Genomic DNA, 18878 nt, shown 5'->3' on the forward strand with positions numbered 1-18878 from the left:
AGGACGTAGCCCCGAAGCGTCTCCTGTTCTCACGATGCCAATCGTTCTTTCTCAGGGGATGAATTTCCTAACTATCGAGCCCCAGTTGGAGATTTGACGCCGAGCGTAGGCCGTTTCGACGATCATCGATCGGGCTCAGGTGAAATGAGATGATTATACCCTTCAAAGACCCGTGTCGCTCCCGTGTCGATCCCGAAGTTCTGGGTCGCCAGATCTGGGACGAGATCCACCGACTCTATGTCGAATGGGCCAACGCGGTCGAGATGCAGGATGATGTCCAAGCACTGATCATGGAACAGCAGGTCCGGGTTTTCGCGCTCGTCTACGCCTCCCTGGTGTTGGATGGGCACGCGGTGACGACCGGGCGCAAGGCGATCGTGCGGTCGATCTACGCGCGACTCGGCGGCGCCGACACAATCAACGTTGTGGCCATGGTCAACGCGGTGATCGCGCGCGAGGAGGCGGCGGCCCGACCCTGAGTACGGTATCGCCGCGCCGACCGAGCGCCTCGGACCAACTGGAGCCGCGGACCGTCTCGAACCGACCTTCCCCGGCGGGGCAGGTCGGGAACGTCGGCCCGTCGTCATTGAAGGATCGTCGCGTGGGCGGCACATCGCCCTGTCGGTCGGGTCCGGAACCCGGTCGACGCCTGCGGAGCCGTGCCGGCGATGCATCTGCGGGATTGGCCGCTTTCCCCGAACCGTTCGGCTGGTGGGCCGGCGAGGCTGGTCGGGGACCGAAAAGGCATGGGCGCAACACGGGTTGGAGGTGATCGGATGGAAGGGCTGGAGGGTGGACCCCAGTGGAGGAAACGATGACGAGCCAGGACGAGATGCAAGATCAGCCGTCTCCCGTGCCGGTGGGGGCGGAGGACCGAGTGATGAGGGTTCAGGGAGCGATGGTCGAGGGGACGAGAGAGCGATCCCCGATGGAAGTGGAGGAGGGAGGGATGGAACAAAACATGAACATTAAGCAGGCGAACGGGCTGAGCGAAGCGGCGCTGGCCATGCTGGCCGCCATCGGGCGGCTCGCTGAAGCAGATCGCGCCGCGGTGCTGCGGGCACACGGGCTCGCGCTCGGGCCCCGGCTATGGCGCGTGCAGGACGGAAACAGCCTGCCGACCCTGACCCGGCTTCTGCCCGATAGAGACCGCGAAGCGATCTACGCGTCCGACGCCTGGGCTGCCGCCCACAGGCCGGTCGAAACGCTGATCGCTTACGTGCTGCAGGCGCCCGGCTTGGCGGAGCTGTCGGCCCTGTTGGGCGGCGTACCCCTGGCGAAGTTGGGCACGGCCGCGAAGGTTGCCGTCGTGCGGCGGATCGCCGACCTCGGCGCGGCCGAATACGGCGCCTGGTCCCGAGGACCGCAGCGCTACTCGCGGATGAATGGCTTCGACCGCTTCACGCCGGCGCCCCGCCTGCAAATCGCATCGCAGCATCCACTGTCCCCGGTCAGGCTCGGGCTCCATGGCATCGAGGTCGACCTGCTATGCAACCTTAGTCGCAACCGGTTCGAGGCGGAGTTCAACGCGAGAGTGCTGCCGCTGCGATTGCAGACGGTCGCGGGCGACGACGTCGGTCGCGAGCTCTGCCGTCGCACCGGCGTCGACCCTCAGATCCTGAGGCGTCATTATAAGATCGGAACGGGTTACCGCGCGGCGACGGAGGTGACGCTCTTCAGGGCGCAAGCCGACAGCAACGCCCTGGCTAAGCTGGCGGCCGACATCGTCATCGATCACGTTCTCGGTCTCCTGCCGCGGCGGTCCGGCCGGTGAGCGGCATGCCGCATGAACCCACGCCGGCGCGTCGCTCCGCGCCGCCCCGACCATCGGCGCCGCCGACCGACACCGCGGCAATGATCAGCGCCACGCCGCCCGGCACCGTCACGCTTGGCCGACTGCTGGCGCGCGCCGGCGAGGCCGTGCGGGTGGGACTGCCCGAGCCGATGTGGGTGTTGGCGGCAGTGGCCGCTGCTAAGCCCGCGCGCGGCGGCCATACATTGGAGCTGGTCGAGGCGGAAGCGTCTGGAGCCAGCGGGCAGTTGCGCGCCTACCTGCCGGACTCTGCCGTCGAAGCGCTGCGTCGGGTCACCGGGCACGCCATCATCGCCGGCCATCTAGCCGGGCTCACGGCGGTTTTGCAGCTCCGCTGCAACTTCGACGCACGATGGGGGCTTTCGGCGCGGGTGACGGCGCTGGCACCGGGGTTGGAAACGTCCCTGGTGGCGCGGGCCGTGGAGGCGGCTCGCGCCCGCCTCCGTGCCGAGGGGCTGCTGGACCGGCAGCGCCAGTTGCCGCTCCCGCGCGATGTGACGCGCGTCACGGTCGTGCATCCGCACGATGCCGCCGGTTGGGCCGATGTTGCGGGTGAGTTGCGTCGTTGGGCAGCAGCGGGCGTTCTCACGTTCCGTTCCATGCCGGTGCCGTTCGAGGGCGCAGATGCGGCGGCGGGGCTCGCCTCGGCTGTCGGTCGCGCCACATCGAGCTTCGACGGAGTCCTGCCTGATCTACTTTTGGTTGTACGCGGAGGCGGCGCTCGGGCTGGTCTCGCCCCGCTCGACGACGAGGGGCTCGCCCGCGCCATCGCGACGGCGCCGGTGCCGATCATCACCGGGATCGGCCACGCCTCGGACTCGACCCTGGCCGACGATGTGTCCCTGCGGACGGACACGCCCAGCAAGGCCCTGGCGTTTGTTCGAGAACTGATTGTGCAGCCTGCCCGGCGCGCGCGGATCGATTATGCCGCCATCCTGGCGGCCGCATCGGGCGGCGTCGATCGGGCTGCGCCTAGGTTGGCCGCCACCGAGCGGCTCGTCACGGCCGAGGCGCTCCGGCACGCCGGTGTCGCTTCGGAGCGTCTACACCGCAACTGGGGTGCGGTCCGCGAGGCCGCCCAACAGGCGCGCGGGCAGCTGGCGCGTCTCGACGACGCTCTCGACCACATCGTGGCTGACGTCGCCGGGGTACTGCCCCTCCACCTCGGCCGAACGACGTCCGAACTCGCTGCGCTGATGGAGGCGATCCGGGCCCGGGCAAGACGGGATGGCGACCGGGCCGATGATGGCGCCCGCCACCTCGACGTCGTTGCGGACCGTGCCGTCTCGCTCCTCGACACAGCGGCCACGACTCTTCTGACGCTCGGCGGGGCGGCGAAAGCAGCCGCAGTCGCCAAGGTCGCCCGCGCTTCATCGGAACTGGAGGCGCTCACGCAGACCGTCCGTGAGCGAAGCCAGAGGCATGTGACCAGTACGGATGACGGGAGCCGCGCGGTCGCCACCATCGAGGCCGCGGTCGCCGAAACGTGCCGTGCCCAGCTCGTCGAAATCCTGCGGTTGCTCGAAGCGATCGAGACCGCCGTCGATCGACGCCTGGCCGCGGCTGAAGCCGCACTGGATCGCGCGCTGGCGACACTCGACGGCGCAGACCCTGCCAACATCCTGCGTCGAGGCTTTGTCCTGGTGATGGACGGGCAGGGGCACCTCATCACCTCCGTCGCGGCCGCCACGGCGGCCGTGGACCTCGTCCTCAGCCTCGCCGACGGCATGATCGCCGTACGGCTAACCACATAACCCAACCCGTTCGGAGAAAAATCATGAAGACTGGTATCCCCACCGGCACCGAGACCTACGCTTCCGCCTACGCTCTTCTGTCGCAGATCGCTGAGAAGCTCAAAACGTCAGGTTCTGCCGCAAACGTAGACAGTATAGTGGAAGACCTGAGAGCGGCTCGACTGGCCTATGCCACCTGCAAATCGAGGCTCGAATCCATCCGTCGCGAGGTGGAGGCGGAGGTCGAGGCTGCCGATGAAGCGAACGTCTGACGGGTCACCGCATCACCGATGACGGGCGAGCAGGGCCGGTCGGCACGAGGATGCCCTATCAGGCTGTTCGGTCGCGCCCGGTCCAGACCTCCAGGGATCGCCACGCGCCCGCGGGATCGGTCGCGGGCGTCACCGTCCGACGTTGCCCGGCAAGCCTTCATGATCAGCGACGGCCGGACATCCTGTGAGGTTCGGAGCAGACAAGTACGATCCAGCGAAGGATCAACCCCAGCATTAAAGAAGGACGGAAGAAACGCCATGACCCAATCTGCATCGATCGCGGATGAACCGATCGAAGCCCTGGTCAGCCAGACATCCATCGTCGATCCCGACGTTCCGACAGGGCAGACGCATACGGCCGAGCAGGTGCGTCGATTGTCGGCATCCCGACGCAGCCTTGCTGGCGACATCGGCCTCGCGGTCGGCGCTCGTTCGCGAGGGGACAACCGATGACCGAAGCGGATCGCGGCATGACCGGCACGGAGAACGGGCAGCTGGTCGCCCCGGATCGTCAGGCGCGCTACGACGCCGGCGCGCGATCTCTCGCGACAGGTGACCAGGGCCGTCTGGTGGTTCGACACGCCAGGGCCAGCGCTGTCCTCGCTGGATCGGGAGATGACCGCATCGCGCGGGGGGCCGCAATGACCGCCGCCGTGGAGGCATTGCGTCTGGTGGCGACGCCGGCGCGATCGGCGCAGGACTTCGGCGCCAAGCGCGCGGCGCTGAGGGACTTCATCGCTACCATCGTCGACGAGACGCGACGGGACGACCTGAGCAGCCTGCTCGACGCGGGCCTGTCGGTCGAGGCCGAGATGCGGATGACCGCCGGCCTGCCGATGCAGGGCCACCGGCTCGGAGGATGGTTGACGTCGAGCTTGGAGGGCGGGACCCAGGCGGCGGAGCCCGGCTTCGCCGTGCTTCCGGCCCAGGCAATCCCCACCGGCGATCTCGCGCTCTACGCTACGGCGGCATCAGCCGGTGACGTGGACCGGACCCTGGCCGATGCCATCCAGATCATCTCGGACGTGATCGTGCTCCGGAAGCGGGGGGCCTCGACCAAGGGGGCCTGGAACTGGCTCGAGCGGATCGCCTTCTCGGTCTGCGCGCGCCCGATGGGTTCGCTCCTCGCCGAGGATGAGGATCGAAACACGCTCGGTATCCTGATGCGCACCCTGGAACGGCGGCGCCCCCTGGCGGCGGCGATCCTCCGGGTCAGGATCGAGCGAGGTGACCGACGCGTCACCGAGGTCCAACACGGAAAGACCTGAGCCCGGCGACTCGTCGAGATTCGTGAAGGGCGCGCCACGCAGCAGATCAATACAGAGACCGCCTTCGCTTTCAACACTGAGATGAGGAGATACCGATGAACGAGAATGACCGATTTTATGTCGTGGAGGCGCCACGTCGTCCTGCAAAGCCACAGTTCTCGAGCCCGTCTTTGCAAGCCTGCGTCGACCACGTCACGTCGAGAAATCGTCCGGGCATGATCAGGCTGGCGATCTGGTCTGTTGCCGATCCACCGGACGAAGGGCCGGACGCCGCGATCTGCGTGCCGGCACGATTGACGTCGGACTGGCAGGCGCTCGCCCTCGATGCCGTCGAGCGATGGGACGAGCGCTGGCTGTTGATCGAATCCACACCGTTCCACCATCGATCCGAGGCGAGGGAGGATCTCGTGCAAGTCGTGCTGACCGCGCTCGTGAATGCCGCTGCGAGAGGGATAGGTTTGGCGGAGCTCGAGGAGATCGATGTCGGGTTCTGACCGCTGACGGATCATCCACGGTCGGCGGGGACGATGAAGGACGACGGACGGGCGGCCGGTGAAGCTCGCTCAGGTGAGCTGACCACCGGCGTCGGTAAGCCGCCCGAGTTCGAGCGCGCGAGAGGCAGCGGCAGCGACAAGATCGGCGAAACCGGCGAGGGCGCGAAGGTGACCGCGGCACCCCCAGGCGCTCACCTGCAGGATGCCGGGTGACAAACTCTGGGCTCTCGGGAGGCCGGGTCGAGGTGGAGGCCGGGTCGAGATGCACCTTGGCGCCGATGGACCAGTCACGTCAGCTCAGGCGATCTGCAGACAGCGTCGCCATGGCCGGAGCCACGCCTGTCCGCTGGCCGAGGCTCATCACCTCGACCCTGCGCCGGGGCGGGTCGTGCCGCATCCCTGACGAGGTTCTGGGAGGCCTGGACACGACCGCGATGCGGCGCCGCTCCACAGGCTGCCGTCACACAGCCGCAGAGCTCGTAGTTACCCAGGACTCGAGCAGGATCAGTTTCGGTGGAGCCTCGATTAACAGACCGGAATGAGACCGAGACGAAGTTGACCCTTCACCAAAGCAGGCATCAGCACGCAATAAGTATGAGTTGATCCAATGATGGATTGACCCCAGGCAGAAAATTAGAAAAGGCGAATACCATGACACAAATCCTGAGCTCTTATGAACTGATCGACCGTCTCGTCCGGCAAACCTTTGGAGTCGAACCGGATGTGATGGCGACACTGGCACACGGAGACGCAGAGGTGCAACTCCGACGTCTGCCCGACACAAAACCGTCTTCGGACCCGCATGATGGGGTTGAAGTTTTCGTGCGCAGAGTTGTCGCGATTTCAGTGGCGATGCGCCATCACCGCGGCGCCGTCACGCTCTATACCGACCAACAGGCCCGGGCCGCAGGCTGGCCGTCGGCGAGGCTCGCCAACATGGCGATCATCCTGTCGTGGGCCCTATACATCTCGCAAGGTGAGACCTTGTTCGTGCCGCTGTTGCTCGAAGCCGACGAGGATGACGGTGACTATGCTGACGTGCTGCTCGGCATCGATATCGACCTGCCTGCGTTCGATGTGCTTCGTCACGAGCTGTATGGAAACTGCAGTGTCGTCACCGATCCAGTGGAGCAGATTGATGAGACCCACATGGCCGCGCCCATCTGCAGAGGGCGGCACCTCGTCCGACTGGATGCGCTGGCGGCCGAATGGTTCGGCATCGATACATCGGCAATCAGCTTGCCGTCTGACCTTCACTATCCGAAGATGAAAAGCGCAAAAGCGCGTGGGGTGGCATTATTTGTGTGGCTGATCAACGAAGCGCTAGACCTGGGGGCCGACATGCGACGTGAGATGATCGAGGCTGTGCGCGTCAAGACTGACGGTGACGCCGCGGTCGCAGCGGAGCCGGGTGCGAAAGCCTCGAATGCCGTGCTTCTCTTGGCAGCCTCGATCCGCCACGGTGAGGGCTGGACTGTTCACACCCTGCAGCCACGAGACGGCGTAGCTGCAGCCCTCGTCGAGGCCGGTCGGCGAATGCAGGAGGATCGCCGACGAGCGGGCGGCGACGAAGAGGCGAAGACCGCCATCTACTACGAGGCCCAAGACTTCGCGGCCCGTGAGCACGTGCATGTCGGACGACGTAACATCAATCGGGTGGCGTGGCGTCTGATCGAGGCCACTGCCTGAACGGCGATCTGGGTTGCCGCAGCCAACGAATGGTCCTGTGTGCGGCGATGCCCGCTTGCCCGCCGCCCCTGTTGATGTCTCAAGCGAAAGATCTCGAATGCAGCCGATACCTGAAGCTGCTGCTTCTCAGGCCGGGTCAGCAGCATCGTATTCTGCCGCAACGAAATCCTCGGAACGCTCGTCGGGCTTGTTACATGGGAACGGCGGATCTGGGTGGAAAGCGGAACGGCCGCTGTTGAGGGAGCGGCTGGAATAAGCGGGCGCTCGTGTGCCAGTCAGCATGACGCTATCCGTGGTCGTCTGACTTCAAACATTTCGGGACGAAGCACTTCGACATCGCCTTATAGGCGAGGAGCATCTCTCGGAGCCGTTTCGAACTGCAGCGCCGCCGCCTGCGCGACAGCGAGCAGGCCCGCCCGATCCATCTGGGCAGAGACCGCAAAGGTGAGGTCGCGCTCTGAGCGGTAGAAGGTCGAGATCCCATCGCTCTCCGAAAAGCGCAAGTCCGTGCCTGCCACCATGCCGACCCGAGCGTAGACGGTGAGCCGTATGCCACGATCATCGTCATACATCATCAGCGCCGCCGTGCGCCCCGCGCCATCGGGCAGCACGCGTCCTCCCATAAGGCGGAACCCCTGCGGCCCGAGGTCAGGAGGCACGATGCTGCGGTCGAGCCGGTTCGACAGCCAAGTCGAGAGCTGCGCGTCCCCCGCCTCGGCCCGGACCTCGACCGGGTGACGGATCTCGACCGTGAAAGTGCGGTAGGCCGCCACCGCGTCGGCGGTCAATCGACGATCGGGATCGGGCGTTCCTGCGAATCCGCCGTGGGCCAGCCACCCCGCTCCGCCGCCCAGCGCGACAAGTGCCAGCACGGCGGCGACACGACCTAGCATCTGCATGCGGCCGCGTCGGATCTCGGCCTGGAGACGGTCCACGCGCAGCCGCGCCGGTATAGGCTCCTCGAACTTGGACTGGAGGGCTTCGCGGAGCGCGAGGTCGTTCTCCGCCATGGCGTCTTGTCGCCGTGCCGCCTCGGAATGAGCCGCCAGATAGCGCTCCACTAGGGCGCGCCGCTCGGGCGGGAGACGGCCGTCGAGCGCCGCTTGGAGATCGTCTTCGCCGATCGGCCTGGGGTCGCTCATTTCACCCTCCGCAGGGCGGGTGCCCGCTCGCCGTCGAGCAGACGGCGCAGGTTCTCGCGCGCCCGGCTCAGCCGCGACATCACGGTGCCGAGCGGGATGCCGAGCACGGTGCCGGCGTCCTCGTAGGACAGGCCCTCGACCCCGACCAGGAGCAGCACAGCGCGCTGTTCCTCGCTGAGGCTCCGAAGGCCGCTCACGATGTCGCGCCGCAGCAGGGCGCCATCCTGGTCTGGGGGCGTCGGGGTATCCTGGTCATTCAGCTCGTCCATGGCGCCGCGGCGGCGGTCGCGGCGCTTCCCGCCGATGTAGAGGTTGTGCAGGATCGTGAACATCCAGGCCCGCAGGTCACCGTCTGGCCGGCGCAGGAACCAGCGGCCGAGCGCTCGCTCCAGCGTGTCCTGCACGAGGTCGTCGGCCGCCGCGGCATCACGCGTCAACGCGTAGGCATAGCGCCGCAGCGCCGGGATGTGGGGCTCGACCTCGGCCGCGATCCTGCTCGACATCGCTCCCGCTCCCGGCCGCCGCCCGCACCGCTACTGCTGCAGTTGGATGGGGGCACCCGGCTTGCCGCCCTCCGCGGGCGCGATCACCAGATAGCGCTTCGCGACCCCGCCGTCGCCCGTCACGATCTGTCGGATCGGCCCGACCGCGTTGACGATGGCGGCGCCGGCCGGATTGGTCATGAAGCTGGCGAGCGGCTGGAGCGCCCCCGTGCCTTTGGCGTCGTCGGCTAGGGCCAAGACATAGGGCTGCTTCGGCTTCAGTCCCGTCACGGCGGCCTGGAGCACCTGGACGAGGCCCTGATCGAACAGCGACACCTGGGTGTCCGCCTTGGCGACCGCACTCCCGAGCGTGAGATGGGCGGCATTCGCGGCGACGCCGAGCGGCTGCAGGTTCTCGGTGCCGGGACCCTCGGGCACGGCGTCCGGCACGTAGGCCACGCCCTGCGGCGCTTGGCCGATCGGAATCGTGGCCGTGACAGTGTTGGTCAGCGTGTCGATAGCCGCGACCGCATCGGCGTTCTCGAGGCCGACGTAGATCCGCGTGCCATCGCCCGACGGCCAGAGCCCGTGAGGCAGCGCGCCGGTCGGAATCTCGGCCACCTGGGCGAAGCTGGCGGTGTCGAAGACCTTCACGACGTTGAGGCCTCCCACCGTCACATAGGCGAACTGGCCGTGAGCGTTGCGCACGATGTTGACGTGGTTGGTGATGGGGCCGGTGTCGATGGTCTTCAGCACCGCGAAAGGGGGCTTGGCGTCGAACACCATGGTCCGGCCGATGTCCTTCAGGGTTAACCAGACCTGACGACCGTCCGGCGTCGCTGCGACGTCGGGGCTGAACGGGCTATCCTGCTTGACGTGGCCGACAACCGCATGATCGGCGGTCGACACCACGACGGTCTCGGGCGTGAAGCTCGACACCACATAGGCGTAGATGCCGTCGGGCGAGAAGATCACCATGCCGGGGCCGTTCGGCACCGTGATGCGGCTCTTCTCGGCATAGGTGGCAGCGTCCAGCACCGCGATGTAGTTCTCGCCGCGCACGCTGACCCAGACTTCCCGGCCGTCCGGCGTGAAGAAGGCCTCGTGCGGCGAGCGGCCCACGTAGGTAGTGTGTTTCACCGCGTTGGTGGCCGTGTCGATGAACGTGACCGAGTTCGAGCCGATCGACACCGACAGCAGGGTCTTATGGTCGGGTGAGAAGCCCATGCCGTGGACGAGGAGCTGGCCGCGGTAGAGGGGGCTCAGGTTGCCAGGGGTCTGGTCTCCGAGCCGGATCACGCCGAGCAGCTTGTTGTCCGCGGGGTCGATCACCGACACGGTGTTGGAGAACTGGTCCGATGTGTAGAAGCGGTCGCGATGGCTGACGGGGATGTCCGGCGACGCGGCGAGGCCGGGGACCTGTCCGGCTCGGGCCTGGGGGAGAATGACGGCGAGCGACGCGGCGGTGCCGAGCAGCAGGGCGGCGAGTGAGGATCTCATCTCAATGACCTTTGGATATCGGGTTCTGCATGCCGCCCATCGACATGGTGGGCATGGAGGCATGCGTTTTGATGCCACCGGCGGGCGGCGCCGGTGGCAGGCTCGCCAGGGCGTCGCGCATCACGACGATCTCCTGACGCTGCTCGACGATGATGGCCTGGGCCAGCCGGCGAAGCCTCTCGTCGTGGCCGAAGCGGAGTTCGGCCTCGGCCATGTCGATCGCCCCTTGATGGTGTGGGATCATCATGGCGGCGAAGTCCCGGTCGGGATCGCCGCTGAGCGGCGCCATCATGGCGCGATCCATCGTCGCCATGGCGGCATCCATCATCGCGGTGAACGTATCGGCCCCCGCGATGGCGACGACCGGACGTACAAGACCCAGGGTCCCCGCGGCGATGACGATGACCGTCGCGGCACGAAGACGAAGACGGTTGGATGCCATGGCAGGACTCCGGCCGATTTGATTGCTGGATCAATACTTACCGTTGGGATCGACCTGCCAGATTTCGTCGACGAGCTTGCCGTCCGTGTAGAGCATGACGTAACGCACCTTGACGGCGTTCTTGCCGGCGAAGACGACGTTGGCCGTCACCGTGGCGCCCTTGGGGTTCGCGGCCTCGCTCAGGTCCGACACCGTCGCCTTCTGGTCGCCCTGGGCCGACGTGAACTTGGTCCAGACCGGCTTCTGCGCATCGACTGAGGCGTAGGTGCCGTCGAGCGGGCCGCCGATCCAGTGCAGGGTGGCGCCCGGAGCGGTCGAGGCCATGACGGCGGCGACGTCGCCCTTGGCGATGGCGGCGATGTGGGCCTGGGCCATGTCGGCGGCCGGGCCTGCCACTGCAGGCGCGGACAGGGCTGCGAGGGCGAGGGGCACGAGGGCGAGAGAGGCAGTCTTCATCACGTCGGCATCTCCGTATCGAAGGGGTAACGGAGAGAGAGACGCCGCCGTGTCCGGGTTTATTCCAATGCTGCAATCCCATTTTGTCGAGCGGAGCGTCAGGGGCCGCCCTTTTTCGCTGCGTCGACGATGTCGTCAGCCGTGACGGTGGCGATCCGCCCGTCGTCACGGCAAAGATGGCGAGCCCGCCAAAACGAGACCGCGCCGACCGGTCGTCCCCGTTCGTCGATAGCCTGAGGTGGAGGCGCATCGCCGTCCGGCAAAATCCGCAGGAGATCGTCACAGCGGGCCGCGACCGGGATGGCGGGCGGACCCGCCGCGTCGACCGCCTTCGAGCCGTCGTGGATGATACAGGCATGGAAAGCAGAGCCGTTCCACGGAACGCGCTACCAGCATGGCACCGCCGACCACGATCGGCACGGACACCATCAACATGCCGAGACGTTGGGTCAGCTCAATTATCGATACGAAGGCGGGAAACCTGCCCCCTGGAGGTCGCGGCGAGCACGGCCACGGCCGCCGACGACCTATAGGCCCTGGTGGCGGGATCACCGGCCAAAGCGGACTCCGGCACCGGCCCGCCGGTCCCCTCAGCACCGCGCCGAAGCCGACCTTCATCAGCGCCAGCGGGTCGTTGGAACGCTCGCCATCGCGCCAAGCGTCGAACTTGCCCGACTGGTAGCCGCCCGGCCAGGACCGGGAAGACCGAACCCACGCCGATCCCACCACCTCCTCCCGATGTCGTCGTCCGGCTCTTCAGCCGCCGGTCTTGGCCCGTGCCCTGGCCTTGGCGACGGCGTCCTTGAACCCGTCGTAGTCGAGCGCCTGCGCGACCTTGAAGGGACCGATCAGGAACACGGGCGTGCCCTCGAGCCCGAGCGCGTCGGCTTCCGCCAGATTGCGCTTGAGCAGCGCGTCGATGTCGGCCGCATGCGCCTTGGCGTCCGCCTCGAGCCGGTCCATGTCGACGCCCGACGCCGCGATGGCCGCCCGCATCTGCTCCTCCGGGATGCGCCGGCCCGGGATCGCCATCAGGGCGGCGTGCACGGCGTCGTACTTGCCCTGGTACTTGGCCGCGAGCGCCATCCTGGCGCCGTAGGTCGACGCCGGCGTCAGGATGGGCCAATCCTTGTAGACGAGGCGCACGCCGTGGTCCGTCGCGACCAGCTTGGCGAGGTCCGGCGCCGCGTGTTTGCAGAAGGGGCAGTTGTAGTCGAGAAAGGCCACGACCGTGATGTCGCCCTTCGGGTTGCCGGCCACGGGCGCGTCCGGGTCGTGCAGGATCTGGTTCACGTCGATTCCGTCGCTCCAGGCCGGCGTGGCGCGGAGCAGCGGCGCCGCCGCGAGGGCCAGGGCGCAGGCCGTGATCGTCCAGTTGAAGCTGCGTCGGTTCATCGGATCGGTCTCCTCGGGTGACGTTCAGGTTGAGGGCAGGCCGGCGCGGTCGAGAGCGCGGTCGAAGGCGGCGCGGCTCGGCTCGCCGACGAGGCGGGTGCCGGGGATCTCGGCGCCCCGCGACAGGAACAGGACGGTGGGCGGCCCGACCACGTCGAAGCGGCTCATCAAGGCGCGGGCGCCGGCGTCGGACGCCGTCACGTCGGCGCGGATCAAGAGCACGCCCGCGGCGAGCGGCGCCCGCACGGCGGGGTCGGCCAGCACGTCGCGCTCGAAGGCCCGGCAGGCGGTGCACCACGCGGCGGAGAAGTCGACCATCACGGGTCGGCCTGCGGCCCCGGCCAGGCTGGCGTCGAGCGCCTCGGGCGAGCGAACGACCGCGGCCTCCACGACAGGCATGGCCCCCGCGACGGTCTCGCCGCGGGCCAGGAAGCCGAGCGGCTGCAGAGGGTCCGAGGCGCCGCCCGCCGCGCCGACCAGCAGCGCGAGGCCGTACGCGGTCGCGACGAGGCCGGCCGCCTTGCGCAGGCGGAGTGCGGTGACGGCACCGGGCGCGAGCGCGTCGAGGCCGCCGACCACGACGCCGGTCCCGACCGCGAGAACGCCCCAGAGCGCGAGGCTCGCGGAATCCGGCAGCGCGCGCCCGGCGACGCCGATCGCCAGCGCCAGGAACACCACGCCGAACGCCTGTCGCACCGCCAGTAGCCAGGGGCCCGAGCGCGGCAGCAGCTTCGAGCCGAATGTGCCGGCGACGACGAGCGGCAGGCCCATGCCGAGGCCGAGCGCGAACAGCGCGGAGGCGCCGCGCAGGGCGTCGCCGGTGCGCGCGACGTAGAGCAGTGCAGCGGCGAGCGGGTGCGTGACGCAGGGCCCGACCACCAGGGCCGACACGAAGCCGAGCGCGGCCGCGCCGGCGAGGGTGCCCCGCCGCGCGGGTGAGATGCCGGACAGGCGGGTCGCCAGCGCGCTCGGGACCTGTAGCTCGAAGAGCCCGAACATGGACAGCGCCAGGACGGCGTAGAGCGCCGCGGTGGCGAGGAGCACGGCCGGCCGCTGCAGCGCCGCCTGCAGGCTCTCGCCCGACCACGCCGCCGCCACCCCTACGAGCGCGTAGGCGGAGGCAGAGGCCAGCACGTAGCAGCACGAGAGCAGGAAGCCCCGCGCCGCCGTGGGCCGGCCACCGTTCGCCAGGGCGCCGGCTAGGATCGGCACCATCGGGAACACGCAGGGTGTGAGGCTGAGCAGCAGCCCGAGGCCGAAGAAGGTCGCGAGGGTCGGCAGCAGGGCGCCCGACAGCGACGGCCCGGAAAACGATGCGGGGGCGGGCGATGCGGGGGCGGGGGCGGCCTCGACGGGGGCTGGTGCCGCGACCGGCGCGGAGGAGACCGGCGCGTCGGCCAGGACGGGCGCCGCCGCGGCCTCGACCGCGAGCGTGACGGGGTCGACGCGGCTCGCCACCGGCGGGTAGCACAGCCCGCGGTCCGAACACCCCTGGTACGACACGATCAGGTCGCCGGATGGCGGCAGATCGTGCGCCGCCACGGTCGCGTGGGCCGCGCCGCGGTATACCTCGCTCGGGCCGAAGGTGGGATCGTCCTCGGAAAGGCCCGGCGGGTCGGCGACCGGCACGGGCCCCCCGTCCGCGGTCGCTGCGGCGATGCGGTCGCGGTAGAGGTGGGCGTCGGGCGCGATGGTCCAGTCGAGCGCGAGGCCGCCGTCCGCCGCCCTTGCCGCCGACAGGTGGAACACCTGCTCGGCCGTCGGGGGACGGGAGGCCGCGTGGGCCGCGGTGGCTCCGAGGCCGAGGAGGCAGGCGAAGAAGATGCGGCGGAGCGCCATGGCGGGTCTCGGACGGCGACGATGGAATCACCTTGGGACCCGAGCTTAAGCCAGCCTTAAGCTCGGGAGCGCTCGCCGGGCGGCGGAGGAGATGATGCGCGTCCTGCTCGTGGAAGACGACGACCTCCTGGCCGACGGCATCGCGGCCGGGCTGGCGCTCGCCGGGGCGACGGTCGACGCCGTCCGCGGCATCGCCGACGGCCGGCACGCGCTCGGCTGCGGCGCCTACGACGCGGTGGCGCTCGACCTCATGCTGCTCGACGGCTCTGGCCTCGACCTCCTGCGGGACATGCGCGCGGCGGGCGACCGCACCCCCGTGTTGCTGCTGACCGCGCTTGACGAGGTGGCGGACCGGGTGCGCGGCCTCGACGCGGGCGCGGACGATTACCTCGGCAAGCCCTTCGACCTCGACGAGCTTGCGGCGCGCCTGCGGGCGCTGGCGCGCCGCAAGGAGGGGCGGGCCGCCGCGAAGATCGCATGGCGCGACCTCGTGCTCGACCCGGCCACGCTCGGCGCCACGGTGTCGGGGCGGCCCGTGGCGCTGTCGCGCCGCGAGTTCATCGTGCTCCAGGCTCTGGTCGAGAGGCCGGGTGTCATCCATTCGCGCGCCGAGCTGGAGGAGCGGCTCTACGGCTGGCAGGAGGGCGTCGAAAGCAACGCCGTCGAGGTCTATGTCCATAACCTGCGAAACAAGGTCGGCCGCGACGCGATCGAGACGGTGCGTGGCCTCGGCTATCGGGCGAGGGTCGCGCCGTGAGGTCCCTGCGCCTGCGCCTCTTCGCGATCTTGGCGCTGGCGACGGGCGCCCTGTGGGTGAGCGCCGTCGTGTGGATTGACCTCGGTACGCGCCGCGAGCTGGAGCACGTGCTCGACACGCGGCTGCAGGAAGCCGCGCGCATGGTCGACTCGCTCGTCGCGCCGGCCGACGGCGCGCGCACCGCGGTGGCGGCGGCCGACCCGCTGCTTGGGGGCGCGTCGGCGCGCGAGGGCTACACGCACCAGCTGTCGTGCCAGATCTGGTCGCTCGACGGCCGCCTGATGGCGAGCTCCGACAGCGCGCCCGCGGAGGCGCTCGGCCGCGAAGGTGGCTTCTCGGAGCGGACCATCGATAGCGAGCGCTGGCGCGTCTTCACCGTCGAGGACGCAGCCAAGGGCGTGCGCGTCGTGGTGGGCGACCGGCTCGGGCTGCGCGAGCGGCTGGTGCGCGACCTGATCAAGGGCCTGCTCGCGCCCGCGGCGCTGATCGTACCGCTGCTGGCGGCGCTGATCTGGGCGAGCCTCGGCAGCGGCCTGAGGCCGCTGCGCGCCATGGCGCGGGAGGTGGAGGAGCGCGGGGCGGGCGACATGCGCCCGATCGATCCCGGTCACGCGCCGCGTGAGATCCGCCCGCTCGCCGCCGCGCTCAACGCGCTGCTGCGCCGGCTGGAGGCGGCGCGGGAACACGAGCGCGCCGTCACCGCCATGGCGGCGCACGAGCTGCGCACCCCGCTGGCTGGGCTGAAGATCCAGGCGCAGGTGGCCCTGGGGACGTCGGACGCGGCCGCGCGCGAGCGTGCCCTGCGCCAGATCCTGGCCGGGGTCGACCGGGCGACGCGGCTGATCCGACAGCTCCTCGCCGCCTCGCGCCTCGACGCCATGGTGGACGGGGGACGGCGCGACCTCGTCGGCCTCGGCGACGTGCTGGGCGACGTGGTCGACCCCGCCGCCGACGCCGCCCAGGGCGTGCAGACGCGCGTCGACCCGGGGCTCCTCGCCCTGTCGTGCCACGCCGACCGCGACAGCCTCGCGCTCGCGCTGCGCAACCTGCATGAGAACGCGGTTCAGCATATGCCGGCAGGCGGCGCCGTGCGCTGGTCCGGGCGACGGGATGGCTGCCGCGTGCTGCTCGCGGTGGAGGACGAGGGGCCCGGCATCCCGGACGACGAACTGGGGCGCGTGCGCGACCGCTTCTTCCGAGGGCGCCACCGCAGCCCGACCGGGACGGGCCTCGGGCTCGCCATCGTCGACCTCGCGCTCGGGCGCTGCGGCGGCCGCCTCAGCCTCGCCAACCGCCCGGAAGGGACCGGCCTCAGGGCGGAGGTCGACCTGCCGGCGTGAAGGCCGGCGCAGCCTCAGCCCCAGTTCGCGTTCGGAAAGGCGTCGAGCGGGATCTTGAGGTAGCGGCGCCCGTCGGCTTCTGGCTCGGGCAGGCGCCCGCCCGCCACGTTGACCTGCAGGGCGTGTAGGATGAGCTTGGGCATCGGCAGCGTTTTGTCGCGCGCCGACCGCAGTTCGGCGTAGGCATCCTCGTCCATCCCCGGCGCGACGTGCTTGTTGGACCGCTTCTGCTCTCCCACCGTGCTTTCCCAAGCCGGCTCGCGCCCGCCGGGCTGATAGTCGTGGCCGCAGAACAGCCGCGTGCCGTCCGGCATGGCGACGATCTCCTGGATCGAGCGCCACAGCTGCCGCGGGTCGCCGCCCGGGAAGTCGGCCCGCGCCGAGCCCGCGTCCGGCATGAACAGGGTGTCGTGAATGAAGGCCGCCTCGCCGACCACGTAGGTGACCGAGGCGAGCGTGTGGCCGGGCGACAGGATCACGCGGCACGGCAGGTGCCCGATCTCGAACCTGTCGCCGTCCGCGAACAGCCGATCCCACTGCGAGCCGTCGCAACGAAAAGCGGCGGGGAGATTGTAAATGCCTCGCCACATGCGCTGCATCTCGACGGCCAGGGCACCGATGGCGGTGCGGGCGCCGGTGCGGCCCTTGAGGTAGTGTGCCGCCGATAGGTGGTCGGCGTGGGGATGGGTGTCGAGCACCCACTCCACCTCGAGGCCGCGCTCGCGCACGGCGTCGAGCAGGGCGTCGGCGCTCGCCGTCGATGTCGATCCGGACTTCTCGTCGTAGTCCAGAATAGGGTCGATCAGCGCGCAGCGGCCCGTCGCCGGGTCGGCCGCGATGTACTGGATGCTGAAGGTGCGGGGGTCGTAGAAGCCCGTCACCTCGGGGCCGCCCGCACGGGTGGGCGAGATGGCGCTCAGCACGGCTTCCTCACGCCGCCTTCGCGAACGATCGCTCGCGGTGCTTGATGTCGAACTCGCTGCCGCGTAGCATCCAGCTCCAGTAGAGGTGGGGCAGGAAACGCGTCTTGAGGTGCCACATGCTGGAGCGCGGCACCCGCGGGTCGAGCGGGAAGCTCGGCGTGACCCTGCCACCGTAGGTAAACTCGGCCATCACCACCTCGCCGTAGGCGGTGGTGAGCGGGCAGGAGCCGTAGCCGTCGTAGCTTGCGGTCAGCGGCTTGCCGTCGAGTGCGGCCACGACGTTGCGCACCACCACTGGCGCCTGCAGGCGCACGGCGGCCGCAGTCTTGGCGTTGGTGGTGCCGGCGGCGTCGCCGAGCCCGAACACGTTGGCGTGGCGCACGTGGCGCAGCGTCGAGGGGTCCACCTCCACCCAGCCGGCCTCGCTGGCCAGCGGGCTCCGCTTGACGAAGTCGGGCGCGCTCTGCGGGGGCACGACGTGCAGCATGTCGAACGGCATGACTTCCTCGCGGCTCGACCCGTCCGTGCCCGTGATCGTGAAGATCGCCCGCCGGGCCGGGCCGTCGACGGCCGTGAAGTTGTGCTTGTAGGCCACGTCGATGCCGTAGTGGTCCACGGCGGCCTGAAGCGGGGGCACGAAGAAGGGCACCCCGAAGAGGACGTCGCCGGCGAGGCAGAAGCGGATCTTGGTCGCGGCGAGCAGGCCCTGCTTCCGCAACCGGTCGGCGGTCAGGTACATGATCTTCTGTGGGGCGCCGGCGCATTTGATTGGCATCGGCGGCTGGGTGAACAGGGCCGTGCCGCCCTTCAGCCCCTTGACGCACTCCCATGTGTAGGCTGCGGCGTCGATGCGGTAGTTGCTGCACACGCCGTTGCGGCCGAGCGTCTCCTCGAGCCCCTGCACCTTGCCCCAGTCGAGCTGCAGGCCGGGGCAGACGATGAGCTGGTCGTAGCCGACGCGGCTGCCGTCCGCGAGTTCGATTGCGTCCGCGTCCGGGTGGAACAGCGCCATGGCTTGCCGGATCCAGGTCACGCCAGACGGGATCAGGGTCTCTTCGCGCCGCTGGGTCTGCTCGGCCGTGAACACGCCGGCGCCCACGAGCGTCCATCCCGGCTGGTAGGAGTGCGTCTCGGATGGGTCGACGATCGCCACGCTAGCCTTCGGCCGGTGGCGCCGCAGCTCGGCCGCCACGGTGATGCCGGCGGCGCCGCCTCCGACGATGACGACGGTGAAGCGGCGCTCGGCCGCCGGGCGACCGGACAGCGTGGAGCCGACGGACTCAGGTCTGAAGGGCGCGTTCATAGCAGGGCCTCCGGCGGGTGCGGCGGAAGC

At 69.3% G+C, this 18878-nt stretch carries 20 protein-coding genes; 11 read left to right on the forward strand and 9 right to left on the reverse strand.

Annotated elements, in window-relative coordinates:
* Window positions 1-149 precede the first annotated feature (149 nt).
* The 9 genes from D3273_RS14200 (at window position 150) to D3273_RS14240 (ending at window position 7269) form a co-directional block, all read left to right on the forward strand.
* On the forward strand, window positions 150-479 hold the full coding sequence (locus D3273_RS14200; protein WP_129227549.1) for a hypothetical protein: 330 nt from the start codon (window positions 150-152) through the stop codon (window positions 477-479).
* Window positions 480-814: 335 nt separating this feature from the next.
* Window positions 815-1774, forward strand: coding sequence for a hypothetical protein (locus tag D3273_RS14205; RefSeq protein ID WP_129227550.1), 960 nt, complete (start codon window positions 815-817; stop codon window positions 1772-1774).
* A gap of 80 nt (window positions 1775-1854) precedes the next feature.
* Window positions 1855-3567 (forward strand): exodeoxyribonuclease VII large subunit, encoded by a 1713-nt coding sequence (locus tag D3273_RS14210; protein ID WP_165359495.1) that lies wholly within the window; start codon window positions 1855-1857, stop codon window positions 3565-3567.
* A gap of 23 nt (window positions 3568-3590) precedes the next feature.
* Window positions 3591-3818 carry a hypothetical protein gene (locus D3273_RS14215; RefSeq protein ID WP_129227552.1) on the forward strand — a complete coding sequence of 76 codons (228 nt, stop codon included), beginning with the start codon at window positions 3591-3593 and terminating at the stop codon, window positions 3816-3818.
* A gap of 258 nt (window positions 3819-4076) precedes the next feature.
* Window positions 4077-4271: a hypothetical protein gene (locus D3273_RS14220; RefSeq protein WP_129227553.1), complete on the forward strand. Its 195-nt coding sequence runs from the start codon at window positions 4077-4079 to the stop codon at window positions 4269-4271.
* Entirely contained in the window at window positions 4268-5086 is an 819-nt protein-coding gene (locus tag D3273_RS14225) for a hypothetical protein (RefSeq protein WP_129227554.1), read from the forward strand. Before D3273_RS14220 ends, D3273_RS14225 begins: the two co-directional genes overlap by 4 nt.
* A gap of 95 nt (window positions 5087-5181) precedes the next feature.
* The gene (locus tag D3273_RS14230) at window positions 5182-5580 is read left to right on the forward strand and encodes a hypothetical protein (RefSeq protein WP_129227555.1); all 399 of its coding nucleotides are present in this window, start codon (window positions 5182-5184) and stop codon (window positions 5578-5580) included.
* A gap of 33 nt (window positions 5581-5613) precedes the next feature.
* The gene (locus tag D3273_RS14235; protein ID WP_129227556.1) at window positions 5614-5793 is read left to right on the forward strand and encodes a hypothetical protein; all 180 of its coding nucleotides are present in this window, start codon (window positions 5614-5616) and stop codon (window positions 5791-5793) included.
* A gap of 438 nt (window positions 5794-6231) precedes the next feature.
* Window positions 6232-7269 carry a hypothetical protein gene (locus tag D3273_RS14240; RefSeq protein ID WP_129227557.1) on the forward strand — a complete coding sequence of 346 codons (1038 nt, stop codon included), beginning with the start codon at window positions 6232-6234 and terminating at the stop codon, window positions 7267-7269.
* Window positions 7270-7610: 341 nt separating this feature from the next.
* Here D3273_RS14240 and D3273_RS14245 read toward each other — a convergent pair whose 3' ends face one another.
* From D3273_RS14245 to dsbD, 7 genes are all read right to left on the reverse strand, one after another.
* Entirely contained in the window at window positions 7611-8411 is an 801-nt protein-coding gene (locus D3273_RS14245; protein ID WP_129227558.1) for an anti-sigma factor family protein, read from the reverse strand.
* Window positions 8408-8914 (reverse strand): sigma-70 family RNA polymerase sigma factor, encoded by a 507-nt coding sequence (locus tag D3273_RS14250; protein WP_129227559.1) that lies wholly within the window; start codon window positions 8912-8914, stop codon window positions 8408-8410. Before D3273_RS14250 ends, D3273_RS14245 begins: the two co-directional genes overlap by 4 nt.
* Window positions 8915-8944: 30 nt before the next feature.
* Window positions 8945-10393, reverse strand: coding sequence for a YncE family protein (locus D3273_RS14255; protein ID WP_129227560.1), 1449 nt, complete (start codon window positions 10391-10393; stop codon window positions 8945-8947).
* 1 nt (window position 10394) lies between these two features.
* Entirely contained in the window at window positions 10395-10835 is a 441-nt protein-coding gene (locus D3273_RS14260) for a DUF305 domain-containing protein (RefSeq protein ID WP_129227561.1), read from the reverse strand.
* Between the two features lie 30 nt (window positions 10836-10865).
* Window positions 10866-11291, reverse strand: coding sequence for a nuclear transport factor 2 family protein (locus tag D3273_RS14265; protein WP_129227562.1), 426 nt, complete (start codon window positions 11289-11291; stop codon window positions 10866-10868).
* A 756-nt stretch (window positions 11292-12047) separates the two neighbouring features.
* Entirely contained in the window at window positions 12048-12686 is a 639-nt protein-coding gene (locus D3273_RS14270) for a DsbA family protein (RefSeq protein WP_129227563.1), read from the reverse strand.
* Between the two features lie 24 nt (window positions 12687-12710).
* Window positions 12711-14525 (reverse strand): protein-disulfide reductase DsbD, encoded by a 1815-nt coding sequence (dsbD, locus tag D3273_RS14275; protein ID WP_129227564.1) that lies wholly within the window; start codon window positions 14523-14525, stop codon window positions 12711-12713.
* Between the two features lie 94 nt (window positions 14526-14619).
* On the opposite strand from dsbD, the gene D3273_RS14280 reads away from it, so the two are divergent.
* Together D3273_RS14280 and D3273_RS14285 are read left to right on the forward strand one after the other, a co-directional pair.
* Complete coding sequence (locus tag D3273_RS14280; protein ID WP_129227565.1) at window positions 14620-15282, forward strand: response regulator transcription factor; 663 nt, start codon at window positions 14620-14622, stop codon at window positions 15280-15282.
* A complete protein-coding gene (locus tag D3273_RS14285; RefSeq protein ID WP_129227566.1) occupies window positions 15279-16622 on the forward strand; it encodes an ATP-binding protein in 1344 nt (447 codons plus the stop codon). Before D3273_RS14280 ends, D3273_RS14285 begins: the two co-directional genes overlap by 4 nt.
* 14 nt (window positions 16623-16636) lie before the next feature.
* Here the strand turns inward: D3273_RS14285 and D3273_RS14290 are convergent, their stop codons facing one another.
* Window positions 16637-17545 (reverse strand): MBL fold metallo-hydrolase, encoded by a 909-nt coding sequence (locus tag D3273_RS14290; RefSeq protein ID WP_129227567.1) that lies wholly within the window; start codon window positions 17543-17545, stop codon window positions 16637-16639.
* 7 nt (window positions 17546-17552) lie between these two features.
* Window positions 17553-18848: an NAD(P)/FAD-dependent oxidoreductase gene (locus D3273_RS14295; protein ID WP_129227568.1), complete on the reverse strand. Its 1296-nt coding sequence runs from the start codon at window positions 18846-18848 to the stop codon at window positions 17553-17555.
* Window positions 18849-18878 lie beyond the last annotated feature (30 nt).

Origin of the sequence: Lichenibacterium minor (assembly GCF_004137685.1) — a bacterium.
In the GTDB taxonomy this organism is placed as follows: Bacteria; Pseudomonadota; Alphaproteobacteria; order Rhizobiales; family Beijerinckiaceae; genus Lichenihabitans; species Lichenihabitans minor.